This window comes from Streptomyces sp. NPDC041796 (genome assembly GCF_055590785.1).
In genome coordinates, this window is record NZ_JBVJAH010000016.1 from 142238 (window position 1) to 160882 (window position 18645).

The 18645-nt window shown below is 73.7% G+C and carries 18 protein-coding genes; 9 read left to right on the forward strand and 9 right to left on the reverse strand.

The window, feature by feature from the left end; genetic code table 11:
- Positions 1 to 38: 38 nt before the first annotated feature.
- Both ACZ6C1_RS28660 and ACZ6C1_RS28665 read left to right on the forward strand, forming a co-directional pair.
- A complete protein-coding gene (locus ACZ6C1_RS28660; RefSeq protein WP_469244630.1) occupies positions 39 to 1271 on the forward strand; it encodes an MFS transporter in 1233 nt (410 codons plus the stop codon).
- 49 nt (positions 1272 to 1320) lie between these two features.
- Positions 1321 to 2079, forward strand: a complete 759-nt coding sequence (locus ACZ6C1_RS28665) for a maleylpyruvate isomerase family mycothiol-dependent enzyme (RefSeq protein WP_469244632.1) — start codon at positions 1321 to 1323, stop codon at positions 2077 to 2079.
- Here ACZ6C1_RS28665 and ACZ6C1_RS28670 read toward each other — a convergent pair.
- The gene (locus tag ACZ6C1_RS28670) at positions 2066 to 2479 is read right to left on the reverse strand and encodes a MarR family winged helix-turn-helix transcriptional regulator (protein WP_469244633.1); all 414 of its coding nucleotides are present in this window, start codon (positions 2477 to 2479) and stop codon (positions 2066 to 2068) included. The two genes, ACZ6C1_RS28665 and ACZ6C1_RS28670, sit on opposite strands and share 14 nt — an antisense overlap.
- Before the next feature lie 87 nt (positions 2480 to 2566).
- Between ACZ6C1_RS28670 and ACZ6C1_RS28675 the strand changes: the two genes are divergently transcribed.
- Both ACZ6C1_RS28675 and ACZ6C1_RS28680 read left to right on the forward strand, forming a co-directional pair.
- Positions 2567 to 4093: an MFS transporter gene (locus tag ACZ6C1_RS28675; protein WP_469244635.1), complete on the forward strand. Its 1527-nt coding sequence runs from the start codon at positions 2567 to 2569 to the stop codon at positions 4091 to 4093.
- A 73-nt stretch (positions 4094 to 4166) separates the two neighbouring features.
- The gene (locus ACZ6C1_RS28680) at positions 4167 to 4415 is read left to right on the forward strand and encodes a DUF6332 family protein (protein ID WP_469244637.1); all 249 of its coding nucleotides are present in this window, start codon (positions 4167 to 4169) and stop codon (positions 4413 to 4415) included.
- 22 nt (positions 4416 to 4437) lie between these two features.
- On the opposite strand, the gene ACZ6C1_RS28685 is transcribed toward ACZ6C1_RS28680, so the two are convergent.
- The 3 genes from ACZ6C1_RS28685 to ACZ6C1_RS28695 form a co-directional block, all read right to left on the reverse strand.
- On the reverse strand, positions 4438 to 4770 hold the full coding sequence (locus ACZ6C1_RS28685; protein ID WP_469244639.1) for an antibiotic biosynthesis monooxygenase family protein: 333 nt from the start codon (positions 4768 to 4770) through the stop codon (positions 4438 to 4440).
- A gap of 184 nt (positions 4771 to 4954) precedes the next feature.
- Complete coding sequence (locus ACZ6C1_RS28690) at positions 4955 to 5761, reverse strand: alpha/beta fold hydrolase (protein WP_469244640.1); 807 nt, start codon at positions 5759 to 5761, stop codon at positions 4955 to 4957.
- On the reverse strand, positions 5761 to 6501 hold the full coding sequence (locus ACZ6C1_RS28695; RefSeq protein WP_469244642.1) for a TetR/AcrR family transcriptional regulator: 741 nt from the start codon (positions 6499 to 6501) through the stop codon (positions 5761 to 5763). The genes ACZ6C1_RS28690 and ACZ6C1_RS28695 overlap by 1 nt, the downstream gene beginning before the upstream one ends.
- Positions 6502 to 6628: 127 nt before the next feature.
- Here ACZ6C1_RS28695 and ACZ6C1_RS28700 point away from each other — a divergent pair, with 127 nt between their 5' ends.
- Positions 6629 to 7090: a nitroreductase family deazaflavin-dependent oxidoreductase gene (locus ACZ6C1_RS28700; RefSeq protein ID WP_469244644.1), complete on the forward strand. Its 462-nt coding sequence runs from the start codon at positions 6629 to 6631 to the stop codon at positions 7088 to 7090.
- A gap of 201 nt (positions 7091 to 7291) precedes the next feature.
- Here ACZ6C1_RS28700 and ACZ6C1_RS28705 read toward each other — a convergent pair whose 3' ends face one another.
- Positions 7292 to 8581: a geranylgeranyl reductase family protein gene (locus tag ACZ6C1_RS28705; RefSeq protein ID WP_469244646.1), complete on the reverse strand. Its 1290-nt coding sequence runs from the start codon at positions 8579 to 8581 to the stop codon at positions 7292 to 7294.
- A gap of 107 nt (positions 8582 to 8688) precedes the next feature.
- Between ACZ6C1_RS28705 and ACZ6C1_RS28710 the strand changes: the two genes are divergently transcribed.
- Both ACZ6C1_RS28710 and ACZ6C1_RS28715 read left to right on the forward strand, forming a co-directional pair.
- Entirely contained in the window at positions 8689 to 10074 is a 1386-nt protein-coding gene (locus ACZ6C1_RS28710) for a M20/M25/M40 family metallo-hydrolase (RefSeq protein WP_469244648.1), read from the forward strand.
- A 68-nt stretch (positions 10075 to 10142) separates the two neighbouring features.
- Positions 10143 to 10868, forward strand: coding sequence for an MBL fold metallo-hydrolase (locus tag ACZ6C1_RS28715; RefSeq protein WP_469244650.1), 726 nt, complete (start codon positions 10143 to 10145; stop codon positions 10866 to 10868).
- A 233-nt stretch (positions 10869 to 11101) separates the two neighbouring features.
- On the opposite strand, the gene ACZ6C1_RS28720 is transcribed toward ACZ6C1_RS28715, so the two are convergent.
- Positions 11102 to 12142: an NUDIX hydrolase gene (locus tag ACZ6C1_RS28720; protein WP_469244652.1), complete on the reverse strand. Its 1041-nt coding sequence runs from the start codon at positions 12140 to 12142 to the stop codon at positions 11102 to 11104.
- Positions 12143 to 12372: 230 nt separating this feature from the next.
- Here ACZ6C1_RS28720 and ACZ6C1_RS28725 point away from each other — a divergent pair, with 230 nt between their 5' ends.
- Entirely contained in the window at positions 12373 to 12600 is a 228-nt protein-coding gene (locus ACZ6C1_RS28725; protein WP_469244654.1) for a hypothetical protein, read from the forward strand.
- A 104-nt stretch (positions 12601 to 12704) separates the two neighbouring features.
- On the opposite strand, the gene ACZ6C1_RS28730 is transcribed toward ACZ6C1_RS28725, so the two are convergent.
- Positions 12705 to 13664 carry an ROK family protein gene (locus ACZ6C1_RS28730; protein WP_469244656.1) on the reverse strand — a complete coding sequence of 320 codons (960 nt, stop codon included), beginning with the start codon at positions 13662 to 13664 and terminating at the stop codon, positions 12705 to 12707.
- Between the two features lie 306 nt (positions 13665 to 13970).
- On the opposite strand from ACZ6C1_RS28730, the gene ACZ6C1_RS28735 reads away from it, so the two are divergent.
- On the forward strand, positions 13971 to 14948 hold the full coding sequence (locus ACZ6C1_RS28735; RefSeq protein WP_469244668.1) for a LacI family DNA-binding transcriptional regulator: 978 nt from the start codon (positions 13971 to 13973) through the stop codon (positions 14946 to 14948).
- 371 nt (positions 14949 to 15319) lie between these two features.
- On the opposite strand, the gene ACZ6C1_RS28740 is transcribed toward ACZ6C1_RS28735, so the two are convergent.
- A complete protein-coding gene (locus tag ACZ6C1_RS28740; RefSeq protein ID WP_469244658.1) occupies positions 15320 to 17080 on the reverse strand; it encodes a serine/threonine-protein kinase in 1761 nt (586 codons plus the stop codon).
- Between the two features lie 85 nt (positions 17081 to 17165).
- On the reverse strand, positions 17166 to 18455 hold the full coding sequence (locus tag ACZ6C1_RS28745; RefSeq protein WP_469244660.1) for a DUF6986 family protein: 1290 nt from the start codon (positions 18453 to 18455) through the stop codon (positions 17166 to 17168).
- Positions 18456 to 18645 lie beyond the last annotated feature (190 nt).

The following is an 18645-nucleotide window of genomic DNA, read 5'->3' on the forward strand; positions in this document are numbered from 1 at the left end:
GGTTGATGGCTGTCGCGCCGACCCCCTATCCTGAGTTTGTGCCGCTACTAAACAAACTACGGACGGCCGCTCCGGGGGGATCCGGCGGAGACCCCGCCGCGCGCTCCCTGACCCGCCTCCGCACCGCTCTGACCCTGTTCTTCGCCCTCGACGGTTTCCTGTTCGCCGGCTGGGTGGTCCGCATCCCGGCGATCAAGCAGCAGACCGGCGCCTCCGCCGGTGACCTCGGGCTCGCCCTCCTCGGCGTATCGGCCGGGGCGGTCGTGACGATGACGCTCACCGGCCGCCTCTGCCGTCGCTTCGGCAGCCACCCGGTGACGGTCGTCTCCGCGGTGCTGCTCAGCCTGAGCATCGCGCTCCCGCCGCTCACCCACTCGGCGCTCGCGCTCGGCCTGGTCCTGCTGGTGTTCGGCACCGGGTACGGCGGCATCAACGTGGCGATGAACAGCGCCGCGGTCGACCTCGTGGCCGCCCTGCGCCGCCCGGTGATGCCCAGTTTCCATGCCGCGTTCAGCCTCGGCGGCATGGTCGGCGCCGGGATCGGCGGCCTGGTCGCGGGTGGCCTCTCCCCCACCACGCACCTCCTCGGCCTCACCGTCGTGGGCCTCGCCCTCACGGCCGCCGCCGGCCCCGTGCTCCTGCGCCACCCCGCCCCCACGGTCCCCGAGGCGGTGCCCTCCGAGCGGCCGGTACCGGGCGGACGCCTCGACGGGCGGTCGCGCCGGCTCGTGACCGTCTTCGGCGTGATCGCGCTGTGCACGGCGTACGGGGAAGGGGCGCTGGCCGACTGGGGGGCGCTCCACCTGGAGCAGGACCTGCACGCGCACCCCGGTGTGGCGGCCGCCGGGTACTCGGTGTTCGCCCTCACCATGACCGCCGGGCGTCTCTCCGGCACGGCGATGCTGGAGAGGCTCGGCCAGACCCGCACTCTGGTGGCGGGCGGGGCGACGGCGGCCACCGGCATGCTGCTGGGCGCTCTGGCGCCGACGGTGTGGCTCGCGTTGCTCGGGTTCGCCGTGACGGGGCTGGGCCTGGCGAACATCTTCCCCGTCGCCGTCGCCAGGGCGGGCGCCGTGGCCGGCCCCGGCGGGGTGGCCGCCGCCTCCACGCTCGGCTACGGGGGGATGCTGCTCGGACCGCCCACGATCGGGTTCCTCGCCGACTGGTTCTCGCTGCCCGTCGCGTTGACGACCGTGGCGGCGCTGGCGGGCGGCGCGGCCCTGATCGGGTACGCGGCACGCGACGCCACGGCGACCGCGCGGCGGCCGTGACCGCTTCCGGCCATACCCCTCGGTGGTCCCCCGCTGGCAGAATCGCGCCATGGAGATCACCGAGCACATCAAGTCCCTGGCCGCCGAGGGCCAGTTGCTCGCCGACGCGGCCGAGCGGGCGGGTACGGGCTCGCCGGTCCCGACCTGTCCGGGCTGGCAGGTGCGGGACCTGCTGCGGCACACGGGCATGGTCCACCGATGGGCCACCGCCTTCGTGAGGGAGGAACACACCTCGTACCACCCGGCCGAGGGCGAGCCCGACCTCGACGGCGCGGAACTGCTCGACTGGTTCCGCGAGGGCCACGGCCTGCTGGTCACCGCGCTGACCGAGGCCCCCGACGCCCTGGAGTGCTGGGCTTTCCTGCCGGCACCCTCGCCGCGCGCGTTCTGGGCACGGCGCCAGGCGCACGAGACCGCCGTGCACCGGTTCGACGCGCAGACGGCGCTGGGGGCGGGAGCGGCGCGGATGCCGGAGCCCGCGCCCGCGTTCGCCGCCGACGGGATCGACGAGCTGCTGTGCGGCATGCACACCCGGGAGAAGAGCCGGGTGCGTACGCCGGAGCCGGGCGTCCTGCGCGTACGGGCGACGGACACCGGCGACGTGTGGAGCGTACGGCTGTCGGACCGGGCTCCGCGCGTGGAGCGGGCGGCCGAGGGGCCCGCGGACTGCGAACTGAGCGGCCCGGCCGCACAGCTCTACCTGACCCTGTGGAACCGGCTGCCGGCCGACGCCCCGAAGGTCACCGTGTCGGGGGACGTGCGGCTGGCGAGGCTGTGGCGGGAAACGTCCGCCGTCACCTGGTCGTAGAGCCCGGTTCTCCGGTGAGCATGCGGCTGAGCACGGCACGCTGAAGGGGTTGCGCCTCGGCGTGCCGGGCCCGGCCCGCATCGGAGAGGGCCACCCGCACCCCGCGCCGGTCCTCGCTGCACATGCCGCGGGTCACCAGCCCGTCCTTCTCCAGCCGCGCGATCAGCCGCGACAGGGCACTCTGGCTGAGGTGCACCCGGGAGGCCAGTTCCTGCACGCGATACGCGCAGCCGCCATCCTCCGCCGCGCCCTCGGCGAGCACGTCGAGGACCTCGAAGTCGCTGGCACCGAGCCCGTGCGGATGCAGCGCGCGGTCGAGCTCGCACATCGTGCGGGCGTGCAGGGCGAGCACGTCACGCCACTGTTCCACGAGCGCGCGCTCGGACTTCTTCACAGCCATGGAGTCACGTTACCAGGGAAGACACCATTTGTTGCACAGGAATTAAATGCGCTTGCATTCAATGCATGTGCATGTAGTGTGCTGCGCATGACCTCTCCGCTCAACCCCCCTTCCCCTGCCGTGGGTTCGGCCACGGAAGACCGCTGGAGCCCCCGCCTGTGGGGCACTCTGCTGGTGCTGTGCGCCGCCATGTTCCTCGACGCCCTCGACGTCTCCATGGTCGGCGTCGCCCTGCCGTCCATCGCCACCGACCTCGGCCTGTCCACGGCCACCCTGCAGTGGATCGTCAGCGGCTACATCCTCGGTTACGGCGGTCTCCTGCTGCTCGGCGGCCGGGCGGCCGACCTCCTGGGCCGCCGCCGCGTCTTCCTGATCGCGCTCGCCGTCTTCGCGCTCGCCTCCCTGCTCGGCGGACTCGTCGACTCCGGCCCGCTGCTCATCGCGAGCCGCTTCATCAAGGGCCTGAGCGCCGCGTTCACCGCACCCGCCGGCCTCTCGATCATCACGACCACCTTCAAGGAGGGCCCGCAGCGCAACCGGGCCCTGTCCATCTACACCACCTGCGCCGCCACCGGCTTCTCGATGGGCCTGGTGCTCTCCGGGCTGCTCACCGAGCTGAGCTGGCGCTGGACCATGCTGCTTCCCGCGCCCGTCGCGCTCATCGCCCTGGTCGCGGGCCTCAGGCTCATCCCGCACAGTGACCGTGAGGAGACCCGCGGCGGCTACGACGTGCCGGGCGCCGTCACCGGCACCGCCGGCATGCTGCTGCTGGTGTTCACCGTGGTCCAGGCGCCCGAGGTGGGCTGGACCTCCGCCCGTACGCTGCTGTCGTTCCTGGCCACCACCGTCCTGCTCGCCGCCTTCGTGACCATCGAGCGGCGCAGCGCCGCCCCGCTGCTCCGGCTCGGCGTGCTCCGCTCCGGTACGCAGGTGCGCGCCCAGCTCGGCGCCGCCGCGTTCTTCGGTTCGTACGTCGCCTTCCAGTTCATCGTCACGCAGTACATGCAGTCGCTCCTCGGCTGGAGCGCCCTGCAGACCGCGCTCGCCTTCCTGCCGGCCGGTGTGCTGGTGGCGCTCTCCTCCACCAAGATCGGTGACGTGGTGGACCGGTTCGGCACGCCCCGCGTCATCGCGACCGGCTTCACGCTCCTGGTCCTCGCGTACGCGATCTTCCTGCGGGTCGATCTGACCCCGCGTTACGCGGCGGTCATCCTCCCCGCCATGCTGCTCCTCGGCGCGGCTTGCGCCCTGACCTTCCCCTCGCTCAACATCCAGGCCACCAACGGTGTGGACGACGACGAGCAGGGCATGGTGTCCGGGCTGCTCAACACCTCCATCCAGGTCGGCGGCGCCGTCTTCCTCGCCGTCGTGACCGCCGTGATCACGGCGGGCGGTCACGAGGGAGATGCCGCCGCGTCCCCGCAGGCGGTGCTGGACAGCTTCCGGCCGGGTCTCGTCGTGGTGACCGCCATCGCGCTCGCCGGGCTGCTGGTCACCCTCACGGGACTGCGACGCCCCCGGCGCACGCGCCGGCAGTCGGTCGTGGTCACCAAGTCCGCCGGTACGGCCACGGCTTCGGTGGAGCGGCCCGAGCCCGTCGGCGTACGGGACTGACCCGGCGCGGCGCGGCGTGCGGCCGGTGGGTGATGTCCTTGCCCACCGGCCGCGCGGTTGTGACACTCGGGCCATGGGGAATCGAACGCAGGCACAACGGGACGCCATGACCGTCGAAATCGGGTACGCGCTGGTGACGGCGGCGTTCCTCGCGGTGGGGCTCTTCGTCCTGTGCGCCGCGCCCGTGCTCGTGCTGGACCTGGGGGGCGGCACGGCGCGGGGTACGTTCATGGTGGCCGCGACCGTGGCGGGCCTGGGGTTCGTGACACGCGTGGTACGGGTGTTGTGGCGGTTCGGAGGCGGGCCTGGCACCCGGCACTGAACGTCCGCACCGGCGCCCCGGGTTACCCGCGCTCCGCCGTGGCGGTGAACTCGACGGCGACGTCGTACAGGCCCGGATTCGGCGTGACCGGCGTCCGCGCGTCCTCGCGGGCGGCTCGGGTGCGCTCCTGGAACTCGGTGTCCGCGGTGGCGGCCTCCCACGCCTCCCGGCTCTCCCAGTGGGAGACGTTGACGAGCTGGAACCTCGCCTCGGACGAACGTGCCCGGTGCAGACGGGAGTCGAGGAAACCGGGCTTGGCGCTCATGAGCGCGGCACGGCGCTCCCACTCGGCGACGAACCCGTCGACCTCGTCGGCGGCGATCTCGAAGACGTTGATGAACGTGACCGGGGTCATGGAAACTCCAGGAAGGGATGGCGCCGCCCGGCCGGCTGGACACCGGCGCGAGGCCGGTGGCCAGAACCTGCCGCGCAACGCGGCGAGTTGGAGGTGGCGAACACCAGGCAGGCTTCGTCACGCTTCACCCACACGCTACTTCGTCGGTGTCGACGAGACGCGATCACGGTGGCCCACCTGACAACTACGGTCGGGTGCCGGGAAGTTGACCCTCGGCGAGGAAGCCGACCACGAGCGGTGTGGCGATGTCGGCGAACTCCTCGAAGTAGGCGTGGCGCGCACCAGGTACGAGGTGCAGGCGGGCCTCCGGGACGCGTTCGGCGAGCAGGGGGGCGTCGGCCGTGGGGTTGAAGGTGTCGTCGGTGCCGTGGACGACCAGCGTCGACGCGGTGATGCGGGGCAGCGCGTCCCAGGCGTCGTGGCGGGCACTGGCCCGCAGATGACGACGGCGGGCGTGGGCGGGCATCGACGGGTCACCGAGCGTGTGGAACGTCCGCCCCGGGTGCGTCCGCAGCCGGCCGGGCGTGTACATCAGCTCCAGCAGGACGCGACGCGCGGCCTCGGGGTCGGACTGGGCGAGTGCCCGCCGTACGTCCGGCCCGCGTTCGACGCCGTGCGGCGCGCCCGGGGACGTACAGCCGAGGACGAGGCGGTCGACGCGTACGGGGTGGTCGGCGGCGAGCCATTGGGCGACGCGGCCACCCATGGACGTGCCGTAGACGTGGGCCCGGTCGATGCCGGCGTGGTCGAGGACGGCGAGCGCGTCGCGGGCGAAGCCCGGTGTGGTGTAGCTGTCGGTGTCGGGCCGGTCGCTGTCCCCGGTACCGCGGTAGTCCATGACGACGGTGGTGAAGCGTGCCTCGAAGCCGGCCCGTACGGCGTCCCACCACCGGTGATCGTTGGACTGGCCGCTCAGGAGGAGGAGCGGGTCTCCGGAGCCGTGGACCTCGTAGTACAGGGCGGCCCCGTCGGCCGCGTACGCGTACGGCATCAGCGCAGCACCCCGAGGTCGCGCCCCAGCCGGTCGACCGCGTGCGCGAAGAGCGCCTCGGGGTCCTCGACGACCCGGTTGAAGTGGCCGAACACCTCGAACGAGATGAGCCCGAACAACTGGCACCAGGCCCCCACGAACGCCACCACGAGGGCGGGCGGCAGGTCGGGAGCGAGGTCGGCGGTGAGGCGTTCCGCCTCGGCGCGCAGCTCCTCCGTGAGCGGCGGGGGCGCGACGCCGTCGGTGCGGTGGGCGCCCCGGAGGACGGAGAGCAGGACGTGGGCCACGCGGGAGGCGGGGGCGACGGTGGCCTGCGGGGCGGAGTAGCCGGGCACGGGAGAGCCGTAGATCAGGGCGTATTCGTGCGGATGCGCGACGGCCCAGGCGCGTACGGCGCAGCAGACGGCGGTCCAGCGGGCGCGGGGGGTGCGGGCGGCCGGGGTACGGGCATCGGAGGTGCGGGCGCCGGGGTCGGCGGTCGCGACGGCGGCTTCCGCGGCGGCGGCTTCGGCGGCGGCGCCGATGGCGTCGTACGCGTCGACGATGAGCGCGGTCAGCAGGTCGTCGCGGCTGGGGAAGTAGCGGTAGAGGGCGGAGGAGACCATGCCGAGTTCACGGGCGACGGCGCGGAGCGAGAGTTTCGCGGCGCCCTCGGCGGCGAGCTGTCTGCGGGCCTCGTCCTTGATGGCGGCGGTGACTTCGACACGGGCCCTGGCCCTGGCTCCTCGCACGGTGGTCATGGAGAGCAGTGTGCCACTTTTCGGAGCGGTGCACTGAATCGAGAGCAGTGCTCTTGCTTTGACTCACCCCTTCCGTGCACACTGCTCTCAACCGAGAGCACTGCTCACACTTTGGAGGGTCCGGCCCATGTCCTTGCCTGCGGAGTCCCGGCATGTCATCAAGCCCGGCTGGTTCACCATCCACGTCGTCAACCGGGCGGTCGCCTGGCTGACCCGGCGCGGCGTCAGCGTCTGGGGCTCCCGTGTCCTGGCCGTGCGCGGCCGCAAGAGCGGCGAGTGGCGGCGTACGCCGGTCAACGTGCTCACCGTCGACGGCGACCAGTACCTGGTGGCGCCGCGCGGTCACGTCCAGTGGACGCACAACATGCGGGCGGCGGGCGGCGGTGAGCTGCACCTGGGCAAACGCGTCCAGGCGTTCACCGCGGTCGAGGTCGGCGACGACGCCAAGCCCGAGGTCCTGCGCGCCTACCTCAAGCGCTGGAAGGCCGAAGTCGGCGTCTTCTTCAAGGGCGTCGGCCCGGAGTCCACGGACGCGCAGCTCCGCGCCATCGCCCCACGGCACCCGGTGTTCCGGATAACCCTGAGCTAGCGCTCCCGGCCCCGCGCTGGCGAGGGGCGGCTGCGGACGCCCACGTGCGCGTGCCACGCACCACGGGGCACGGGCACGCACGGGGCACGGGCACGCACGGGACACGGACCACAAGGCCCGCACGGGCACGGGCCACCGGCCACAGGCCCGCACGGGCCACGGCCACGCACGGGCCACCGGCGACCGCGGCGGGCCGGGCCGCTACAGGCGGCGGTCCAGGGTGTCGATGGCCCGGCGGGCGAACGACGAGCTGCGGACGAGACCGCCCAGGGTGGTGACGCCGCGGGTGATGTCGGTGAACGCGTGCCACGCCGGGCGGAAGCCGGTGATCGTCGCGTGGAGCAGGCCCGGCCGCTTCTCGAACAGGGCGAGCATCCGGCGCCCGACCGCCATCTCCACGCCCAGCCCGGCCTTGATGGCGAACGCGTAGTTCAGCGCCTGGCGCCGGGCGTCCACGGCGTCGTTGGCCTCCGCGATCCGTACCGCCCACTCCCCCGCCAGCCGCCCGGACCGCAGCGCGAAGGAGATGCCCTCCCGGGTCCACGGCTCCAGCAGCCCGGCCGCGTCACCGCACACCAGCACCCGCCCGCGCGACAGCGGCGAGTCGTCGCTGCGGCACCGCGTCAGGTGCCCGGACGAGATGGCGGGCTCGAACCCGGCGAGCCCGAGCCGGGCGATGAAATCCTCCAGGTACCGCTTGGTGGCCGATCCCTCGCCCCGCGCGGAGATCACGCCCACGGTCAGCGTGTCGCCCTTGGGGAACACCCAGCCGTAACTGCCGGGCATCGGCCCCCAGTCGATGAGCACCCGCCCCGCCCAGTCCTCGGCGACCGTCTCGGGAACCGGGATCTCCGCCTCGAGGCCGAGGTCGACCTGGTCCAGCTTCACCCCGACGTGCGCCCCTATCCGGCTGGCACTGCCGTCCGCGCCCACGACCGCCCGGGCGAGCACGACCTCCCCGTCGGCCAGGACGACCGCGACCGTACGCCGGTCGGGGACCGCCGTGCCGTGCTGCTCGACGCGTGACACCGTCGCGCCCGTACGCAGCTCGGCACCGGCCTTCTGCGCCTGCTCGACCAGGCCCGCGTCGAACTCGGGCCGGTTGACCAGCCCGAACAGCATCCGCTTCGAGCGGCGCGTCCGGGCGAATCGGCCGTTCATCGAGAACGTGACCGCGTGCACCCGGTCCTGCAAGGGCAGTTCGAAACCGGGCGGCAGGGCGTCGCGCGACGGGCCGATGATGCCACCGCCGCACGTCTTGTAGCGCGGCAGGTCCGCCTTCTCCAGCAGAAGCACCCGCCGGCCCGCGACGGCCGCCGCGTACGCCGCGGACGCTCCCGCCGGTCCCGCGCCGACCACGACGACATCCCACACCGGCGCGGAGTATTCGTTACCGGCGCCTGCGTTCTCGCTGCTCACGATGTGCTTCTGCTCCTGATCCCGACTGGTCCCGACTGATCCCGACCCATTTACCCATGCCTGTGATCGCATCCTACGGCGTGGGCCGCGCCCACCCTCTGTGGGAGGATCGGTCCCGCGTTCGCCGTACAACCACACGCAACGCCAGTCTTAACGTCGCACCCACCAGGAGCGTGCCCATGACCGCCCAGCCGAGCCGGCCGATCCCCGGGATCGCCGCGACCGTCTCCTCCCTGATGCCCCGCGCGAAGGCGGAGCTCACGGAACTGGTGGCGTTCCAGTCGGTGGCGGATCCGGCGCAGTTCCCGCCGAGCGAGTGCCGGGCCGCCGCGGACTGGGTGGCGGACGCGCTGCGGGCGGAGGACTTCCAGGACGTGTCGGTGTTCGACACCCCGGACGGGTCCCAGTCGGTGTACGGCTACCTCCCCGGCCCCGAGGGCGCGCCCACCGTGCTGCTGTACGCCCACTACGACGTCCAGCCGCCGCTCGACCTGGCCGGCTGGGACACGCCGCCGTTCGAGCTGACCGAGCGGGAGGACGGCCGCTGGTACGGACGGGGGGCGGCCGACTGCAAGGGCGGCTTCATCATGCACCTGCTGGCGCTGCGCGCCCTCAAGGCGAACGGCGGGATCCCGGTCGGCGTCAAGGTCATAGCCGAGGGCTCGGAGGAGCAGGGTACGGGCGGCCTGGAGCGGTACGCGGAGGCGCACCCCGAGCTGCTGGCCGCGGACGCGATCGTGATCGGCGACGCCGGGAACTTCCGGGCCGGTCTGCCGACCGTCACGGCGACGCTGCGCGGGATGACGATGGTGCGCGTCACCGTGGACACCCTCCAGGGCAATCTGCACTCGGGGCTGTTCGGCGGGGCCGCTCCGGACGCCCTGGCCGCGCTGATCCGCGTGCTGGACTCGCTGCGGGCGGAGGACGGTTCGACGACGGTCGACGGACTCGACGCCGAAGGCCGGTGGGAGGGCCTGCAGTACCCCGACGAGGACTTCCGCAAGGACGCCAAGGTGCTCGACGGCGTGGAGCTGATCGGTCACGGCTCGGTCGGTGACCGGCTGTGGGCGCGGCCGGCCGTGACGGTCATGGGCATCGACTGCCCGCCGGTCGTGGGCGCCACCCCGTCCGTCCACTCGACCGCTCGCGCCCAGATCAGCCTGCGGGTGCCGCCGGGCCAGGACGCCGCCGAGGCGACGAAGCTGCTCACCGCCCACCTGGAGGCACACACGCCGTGGGGCGCGCGGGTGTCGGTGGAGCAGGTCGGGCAGGGTCAGCCGTTCCGGGCGGACGTCACGAGCCCGGCGTACACCTCGATGGCCGAGGCGCTCCGGGCGGCCTACCCGGGCCAGGAGATGCAGGTGGCGGGCATGGGCGGGTCCATCCCGCTGTGCAACACGCTGGCGGCCCTCTACCCGGACACGGAGATCCTGCTGATCGGGCTCAGTGAGCCGGAGGCGCAGATCCACGCGGTGAACGAAAGCGTGTCGCCGGACGAGCTGGAGCGCATGTCGGTCGCGGAGGCGCTGTTCCTGGTGAACTACGCCGCTTCCGTGCGGGATTGAGCCGACGGCGAATCTGCGCACAGCAGAGTGGGCGGCGGCGGACCGGCGCGGGTGCGTACGTTCGCCGCATGACCATGAACGTGGATGTCATCGAGGTACGGTCCCGGCTGCTCATGCTGCGCTTCCCCATCGGGCAGGCGTACGTGTGGGCGGACGGGGACGACGACCTGACGCTGATCGACGCGGGCTGGGCGGGCACGGCGCCGCTGATCGAGGAGGCGATACGGAGCCGGGGCCTCCACCCGGAGGGCCTGCGCCGGATCGTGCTGACCCACTGCCACCGCGACCACGTGGGCGCGGCGGGCGAGCTGGCCGGGCGGTACGGCGCCGAGGTGCTGGCGCACGGCCTGGACGCACCGGTGGTCCGGGGCGAGGAGCCGGTCCCCGATCCGGCTCTCCTCGACTGGGAGGTGCCGCTGTACGAGCACGGGCTCACGGTGCCCGAGGCGCCGCCGATGCGGGTGGACCGTGAGGTCGCGGACGGGGACGAGCTCGGTTTCGGCGACGGGGCGCGGGTGATCCACACGCCGGGCCACACGGACGGTTCGATCGCGGTGCATCTGCCGCGGCACGGTGTGCTGTTCACGGGCGACACCGTCGCCGCGGTGGGGCGCGTGACACTGGGCGTGTTTCATGTGGACCGTGAGCGGGCCAAGGCGTCGATGCGGCGGCTGGCCGGGCTGGCGCCGGAAACGGTGTGCTTCGGACACGGCGAACCGCTGACGGACGGTACGGCGGCAGCGCTCCGGGCGGCGGCGGACCGGGAGGCCGCCGACGACGACGTACGGCCGTAGAGGCGGACGCGCCGGTCAACCGGCCGCGGCTGGGGGCCGGGCGCGGCGCTGGGCCGGGCGCGGCGGTGGGCCGGGCGCGGCGGTGGGCCGACCGGGGTGGGTGAACCGGGGTGGGTGAACCGGCCGCGGTGCTCGCCGACCCGCCTGGTCACCGCCCGTCCTCCGCCCCGCCCCTCCCGGCGTCGCCCGGCCCCGCCGCAGGCGGGAAGGGGCGGGAAGGGGCGGGACCGGCGTCAGCCGACCGGGACGCCCGCCTCCAGGTTCAGGACCGTGCCGCGCTCACGGGCGCGCAGCGCCCAGCGGAGCCGTTCGTAGCGGTTGGGCGGCAGCATCCCGGACGCCTCGCCCTCGGTGACGAACCGCCAGCCGCGCAGCTCGGCGCCCGGCAGCAGGACGTTCCGGGCCTGGGCGGCGGTGAGCCGGCCGCCGTCGAAGAGGAGCCGGAGGCCGCCGTGGCCGGGTGGCCGGGGCGGCTCCCAGTCGACGAGCAGCAGCTTCGGTACGGCGTCCAGTTCGAGCCCTATCTCCTCGGCCACCTCCCGCATCCCGGCGCGGGCCGGTGGCTCACCGCGTTCGACGACTCCGCCGGGGAACTCCCAGCCGGGCTTGTAGGTGGGGTCGACGAGCAGCACGCGGTCCTGCTCGTCGAAGAGGAGGACGCCCGCGGCGAGGGTCTCGCCGGTCGGCTCCGGCGTCTGCACGATCCCGCACGCCGTCGCCGCCCCGGTGCGTATCGCGTCCGCGATGGTCCGGGCGGTTTCGGCCGGTGTGAGGCGGCTGTTGTCGACGGCGTGGGCGTCGGTGGACAGCCAGCCGCCGAGGGCCGCGCGGTACGGCTCGATGTGGTCGTACGCCCACTGCCGTACCCGCTCGTTGCCCTCCGGGTCGTCGTCGAACTCCTCGCGACCGGCGATACGGCTGCGCAGTATCGTTTCGTCCGGTGTCAGCAGCACATGGTGTACGGCGATGCGGCGGGCGGCGAGCCCGCCGAAGATCTCGTCGCGGTACTCCTGGCGCAGCAGCGTCATCGGCACCACCAGGACGCCACCGACCTCGGCGAGCATCGCTGCGGCGGCGTCCACCACCATCCGCCGCCACATCGGCAGGTCCTGGTAGTCGGTCACCTCGGCGAGCCTCTTCTGCGGCAGCAGGTGGCGCAGCGCCCCGCCGATGATCTCGGGGTCGTAGACGGTGCTGTTCGGGATCAGATCGATCAGTTCGCGCGCGGCACTGGTCTTGCCGGCACTGAACGCACCGTTGATCCAGACGATCACGGTTCCCCCTCCTCCGTAGCCCCCAGTGGCTTGCCCGCAACACCCTGCCACGGAAACCCGCCCGGACACGCGGGTGTCTGATCGCGCGCAGAACTGTGGCCGGGCTGTTGCGATTCCGTCGCGTCCGACGGGGCACCAGAAACGTCTCACTGTACGAAGAGATGCCCGCACGGGCCGTAACGCTCCGGACCCGGGTGTCGTTGGAGCAGTTGATGGACAGGGGGTGCGCGATGGCACGCACGGTGTTGGAGAGGTTCCCGGCGGGAGGCCCGCGGGGCTCGTGGCCGGCGGAGGAGTTCGCCCAGGCCCGCCGGAACGAGGGCCTGGCGGCGGAGGTCGTCATGGACATCGAGGCGGACGCGTTTCTGGTGATCATCCCGCAGCCCCGCACGACGCGGGCCCGCATGACGGAGCTGCGCACGGCCGAGAAGCGCACGGCCGAGACCCACGCGGCCTAGGCTCGTACGCCCGAGGTCGGTACGCCCGGCCGCGCCCGAGCCTCGTACGCCCGGGACGCCTGCGGACGGGCTCCACGTCCCGCCCGCCGCGCACTGACGGCCGGTCAGCCGGTGAAGGTGACCGCCGCCGGGCCGCGCCGGGCCGGGGCCGCCGCGGCCGCCGCGCCGAGAAGGCCGGCGTCGCCGCCGGTGAGCGCCGGGGCGACCGTCAGCCGCTGGACGAAGGAGAGCGTGGCGTAATCGCGCAGGCACCGCCGCAGCGGGGCGAACAGGACGTCACCGGCGCCCGCGACTCCCCCGCCGATCACCGCGATGTCGATCTCGACGAGGGTCGCCGTGGCGGCTATCCCGGCCGCGAGGGCCCGGGCGGCGCGTTCGAACGACGCGGTGGCGATCGGGTCCCCTGCGCGGGCCGACGCCGCCACCGCGGCGGCCGTGGTGTCGCCGTCCGGCCCGGGGCGCCAGCCGTTCTCCAGGGCGCGGCGGGCGATGTTGGGGCCACTGGCGATGCGCTCGACGCAGCCGCGCGACCCGCAGGGGCAGGGGTCGCCCTCCAGGTCGACGCTCATATGGCCGATGTGACCGGCGTTGCCGGTGGGACCGGTGTGCAGGCGGCCGCCCAGCACCAGCCCGCCGCCGACGCCGGTGGAGACCACCATGCACAGCGCGTTGTCGTGGCCGCGCGCGGCACCCTGCCAGTGCTCGGCCGCCGTCATCGCCACACCGTCGCCGACCAGCTCCACGGGCAGGCCGCCGGTCGCCCGGCGCACCCGCTCGACGAGGGGATAGCCGCGCCAGCCGGGGACGTTGACGGGGCTGACCGTGCCCGCGGAGGCGTCCACCGGACCCGCGCTGCCGATACCGACGGCGCCGACGCCCGGCCACAGCGGTGACGCCGCGAGTTCGGCCAGAACCCCCTCCACGGCGCCCATCACCGTCTCGGCGTCCTCCCGCGCCGGGGTCGGCCGCTGCACCCTCAGCAGCATGCGGCCGCCGCCGTCCACCAGCGCGCCGGCGGTCTTGGTGCCGCCGATGTCCAGCGCGGCGACGATGTCGGAATGCATCGGTGTCGGATCCCCCGTAAGAGCGTGAACGTGCCTGGGCGTGCGTGAGCGTGCCGGAGCATCGGGGCGCAGAGCCGTACGGGTGCCGGAGCGACCTTGCGGAGCTGCGCTTTCGAGGCCTCGTTCAAGAGCGGTTCAAGAACGGTCCGGCCTCAGTCTCCCCCGTCATGACAACGTTGTCCAGGGCCTATGCTCGACGCCACAGCCTTGCACACCCACCCGCACGCCGGACGACGAACGACAGGACAGCGCACCGTGGCCGAGACCGCCCGCCGCCCCGCCCACCGCTACGGCAACCGGCCCACCATGAAGGACGTGGCCGCCCGCGCGGGCGTGGGGCTCAAGACCGTCTCCCGCGTGGTCAACGGCGAGGCGGGCGTCACGCCCGACACCGAACGCCGCGTCCTGGAGGCCATCGAGGCGCTCGGCTTCCGTCGCAACGACAGCGCGCGGGTGCTGCGCAAGGGGCGCACCGCCTCCATCGGCCTGGTCCTGGAGGACCTCGCCGACCCGTTCTACGGCCCGCTCAGCCGATCCGTCGAGGAGGTCGCGCGGGCGCATGGGGCGCTGCTCATCAACGGTTCCAGCGCCGAGGACCCGGACCGAGAGCAGGAGCTGGCGCTGGCGTTGTGCGCGCGCCGCGTCGACGGGCTGATCGTGATCCCGGCCGGCGGCGACCACCGCTACCTGGAGCCGGAGATGCGGGCGGGTATCGCGACGGTGTTCGTGGACCGCCCGGCCGGGCGGATCGACGCGGACGTGGTGCTGTCCGACAGCTTCGGCGGCGCCCGCGCGGGCGTGGCCCACCTGATCGCGCACGGGCACCGCCGGATCGGGTTCATCGGCGACCAGCCGCGCATCCACACCGCCGTGGAGCGGCTGCGGGGCTACCGCGCGGCCATGGAGGACGCGGAGCTGGCGGTGAACGACGCGTGGGTGTCGCTGGGGTCGACGGAACCGGAGCGGGTGCGGGAGGCGACGGCGGCGATGCTCGGCGGTCCCGACCCGGTCACGGCGATCTTCGCGGGCAACAACCGGGTGACGGTCACCGTCGTACGGGAACTGGCCGGGCGTGAGCGGCCGGTCGCCTTCGTCGGCTTCGACGACATCGAGCTCGCGGACCTGCTGGGCATCACGGTCATCGCCCAGGACGCCGCCGCGCTGGGGCGCACGGCGGCGGAGCGCCTCTTCCGGCGGCTGGACGGCTTCGACGACGCCCCGGCGCGGACCGTCCTGGACACGGTGCTGATCCCACGAGGCTCGGGCGAGATCCCTCCGGCGTGACGCCCCGCGCGGGCTCGCTCCGGACACGGTCCGTGCCCGCACGCGCCCGGCGACGACCTGTTGGTCACACGGCGCTGTTCACTCGCCCGGCAGCGACCTGATGGTCACCCAGCGGCGTTCTCTCACCCGGCGGCGCCCTGGTGGTGCTCCAACGGCGTCCTCTCACCCGGCGGCGCCACGGTGGCCCCCCCACGACGTCCTCTCGCCCGGCGACGACCTGATGGCCACCCAGCGGGCTCTCGCCCAGCGGCGACCTGACGGTCACCCAGCGGCGTTCTCTCACCCGCCGACGCCCTGGTGGTCCCCAGCAGCCCTCCCGCCCGGCGGCTCGGGCGGGTCACCGACGCGCCCGGGCCCGGCCACCGCACCGGTCAGCAGACGGGGAGGCCGGGCACCGGCTGGTCGTTGTCGCCGCCCTGGATGTAGACGTCGCTGACGTACACCCCGGTGTTGCCGCTGTCGTCGTCCGTCCTCGCCCACCAGACGTTGGTCCACTCGCCGTGAGTCTCGCGGCGGCCCAGGTTGGCCTGGCAGTAGAAGTAGTTGGTGCCCGCGTTGAGGACGCCGGCCTCGCTGCCGTCGGCGCGGATGGACTTCGCGGTGCGCCACACCTGGCAGTTGTACTTGCCGCCGCCTATGGAGTGACAGACGGGCGCGGGCGCCGGGTCCCCTCCGCCGCCGGTGGTGGTCGTGGCGCCGCCTCCGGTCGCGGAACCGCCGCCCGTCGAGCCCGAACCGGAGCCGGAGCCCGAGGCGGAACCGGTCGTCCCCGACCCGTCGCCGGTGGAGCCGCCGCCGTCCGTGCCGCCGTCCGTGGTGCTGCCGGCCGCCGCCGAGGCGGAGGCATGTGGCTTGTCCGCCGCCTTGGAGGACTTCGCGTCCGTGGGCTCGGAGTCGGACGGCTCGGTGCCCGCCTTGTCGTCGGTGGCGGAGGGGCTGCCGGCCGGAGCGAGCGGGCGGCCGGGGTCGCGGGTGTCTCCGGGGTCGGCCTGGCCTCCGGCCAGTTCCTGGCTCCCGGCCGACTTCTCGCCGTCCATGAACGCGTACGTCACCCCTCCCCCGGCGAGCAGGACGGCGACCGCCGTCAGCGCGATCAGGGCCTTGCCGCGGCTCTTGCGCTCCGCGCGAGCCGCACGGGTCACGGGAGCCGCGGCGGCCGCGGGAGCCGCGGCCGGCACCGGGGCCGCCGGGGGCTGCGGCATGGCCGGCGCGGGGCCGAAGCCCTGCGGCTGGTGCGGGAGCACGGTGCGCTCGGTCGGGACGTACGTCGGAGCCGCGCTCTCGGGGCCCGGCCCATGTCCCTCCGCGACCGCCGCCAGCAGCCGGGCCGCGGTCGCCGCGTCCGGCCGCTGTGCCGGGTCCTTGTCCATCAGCTGCCGCAGTACGGGGCCGAGGGCGCCCGCCCGCTGCGGTTCGGGCAGCGGTTCGACGACGATCGCGGTGAGCGTCGACCACGTCGACGTACGCCGGAAGGGCGAGGCACCCTCGACCGCGGCGTACAGCGTGGCGCCGAGGGCCCAGATGTCGGACGCCGGGCCGGGGTCCTGGCCCTGCGCCCGCTCGGGGGCCAGATAGTCGAGCGAGCCGACGATCTCGCCGCTGCGTGTCAGGTGGGTGGTGGAACCGTCGCCGGGGTCCTCCATGGCGGCGATGCCGAAGTCGGTGAGGACGACCCGGCCGCCGCGGTCCAGCAGCACATTGCCCGGCTTGACGTCACGATGCAGTACGCCCACCGCGTGCGCGGCGTCGAGCGCCTCCAGCACCTTGGCGCCGATCGCGGCGGCCTCGCGCGGGTCCATGACACCGCGCTCGGCCAGGACGTCGTCGAGGGACGGCCCGTCGATGAACTCCATCACGATCACCGGGCGGCCCTGGTGGTCGGCGACGTCGTGGACGGAGATGACCCCGGGGTGGCGGACCCGTGCGGCGGCCCGTGCCTCGCGCTGCATCCGCAGCCGCAGGTCGGCCAGCTCGTGGCCGGAGGAGTCCGTGTAGGTGCGGAGCTCCTTGACGGCCACCTCGCGGCCCAGGACCTCGTCCACGGCGCGCCAGACGACGCCCATGCCCCCGCGCCCGAGCTGCCGGACCACCCGGTAGCGCCCGGCGATCAGTTCGTTCTCCCCCGAAGACACCGCTGCCCCGTTCCCTGTGTCGTGTTCCCGTCCGAACGCGTTACAGAGTACGGGGCAGCTGTGACAGCGCCGACAGGCGCTGGGCTTACTGGGCGGTGGCCGTCAGGTCACCCCGGCGGGGGGCGGCGAAGCCGTCGAGGTCCGCGCGGGTCAGTCCGGTGAGGCGGGCGACCTCGCCGGTGTCCAGGGCGCCGCAGTCGATGCCGCGCAGCAGGTAGGAGCTGAGGGCCTTGGCGGTGGCGGGCTCGTCCATCACGTCGCCGCCGGCGTGGCTGGCGTACGCGGAGAGGCGGGCGGCGGCCTGCTCGAAGCCCTCGCGGTAGAAGGCGAAGACGGCGGCGTACCGGGTCGGCAGGTGGCCGGGGTGCATGTCCCAGCCCTGGTAGTAGGCGCGGGCCAGGGCGCGGCGGGTGAGGCCGTAGTGCAGGCGCCAGGCGTCGTGGACCTTCTCGGTGGTGCCGACGGGCAGGACGTTGGTGGAGCCGTCGGAGACGCGTACGCCGGTGCCGGCGGCGGCGACCTGCATGATCGCCTTGGCGTGGTCGGCGGCCGGGTGGTCGCTGGCCTGGTGCGCGGCGGAGACGCCGAGGCAGGCGCTGTAATCGAAGGTTCCGTAGTGCAGGCCGGTGGCGCGGCCCTCGGCGGCGTCGATCATGCGGGCGACGGTGGCGGTGCCGTCGGCGGCGAGGATGGCCTGGCTGGTCTCGATCTGGATCTCGAAGCCCAGGCGGCCGGCGTCGAGACCGTGGGCCTTCTCGAAGGCCTCCAGGAGCCGTACGAAGGCGCTGACCTGCTCGGCGTAGGTGACCTTGGGCAGGGTGAGGACGAGGCCCTCGGGGAGGCCGCCGTGCTCCATGAGGCCGCTGAGGAAGACGTCGGTGGTGCGGATGCCCCGGTCGCGTACGGCGGCCTCCATGCACTTCATACGCACGCCCATGTACGGGGCGGCCGTGCCCTCCGCGTACGCCTCGGAGATCAGGCGGGCGGCGCGGGCGGCGTGGGTGTCCTCGTCGTTGCCGCCGTACCCGTCCTCGAAGTCGACGCGGAGGTCCTCGATGGGCTCGCGCTCCAGTTTGGCCCGCACGCGCGTGTGAACGGCGTCGGCGAGCTCCTCGGGCAGGCCGAGGACGGCGGCGAGGGAGGCGGCGTCCGGGGCGTGCTCGTCGAGCATGGCGAGGGCCTGGTCGCCCCAGGAGCGGATGGTTCCGGCCTCGAAGGCGTCGCCGGGCACGTACACGGTGTGGACCGGCTGGCGGGTGCCGGGGTCGCCCGGGTAGCGGCGCGCGAGCTCCTCGTCGACCGAGACGAGCGAAGCGCTGATGCCCTCGCTGACCGCGCCGGTGAGGCTCGTTGCCACCTTCTCCTGCTGACCCATTCCCACACCCTCCAAATTTCCACTACACGGAATCAACAATCCGTATGGTGAAGTTAATGGGTGGCGATGACCTGCGTCAATGGTCGCCCCAACGGCGCGGGGGGGGGGGGGGGGGGGGGGGGGGGGGGGGGGGGGGGGGGGGGGGGGGGGGGGGGGGGGGGGGGGGGGGGGGGGGGGGGGGGGGGGGGGG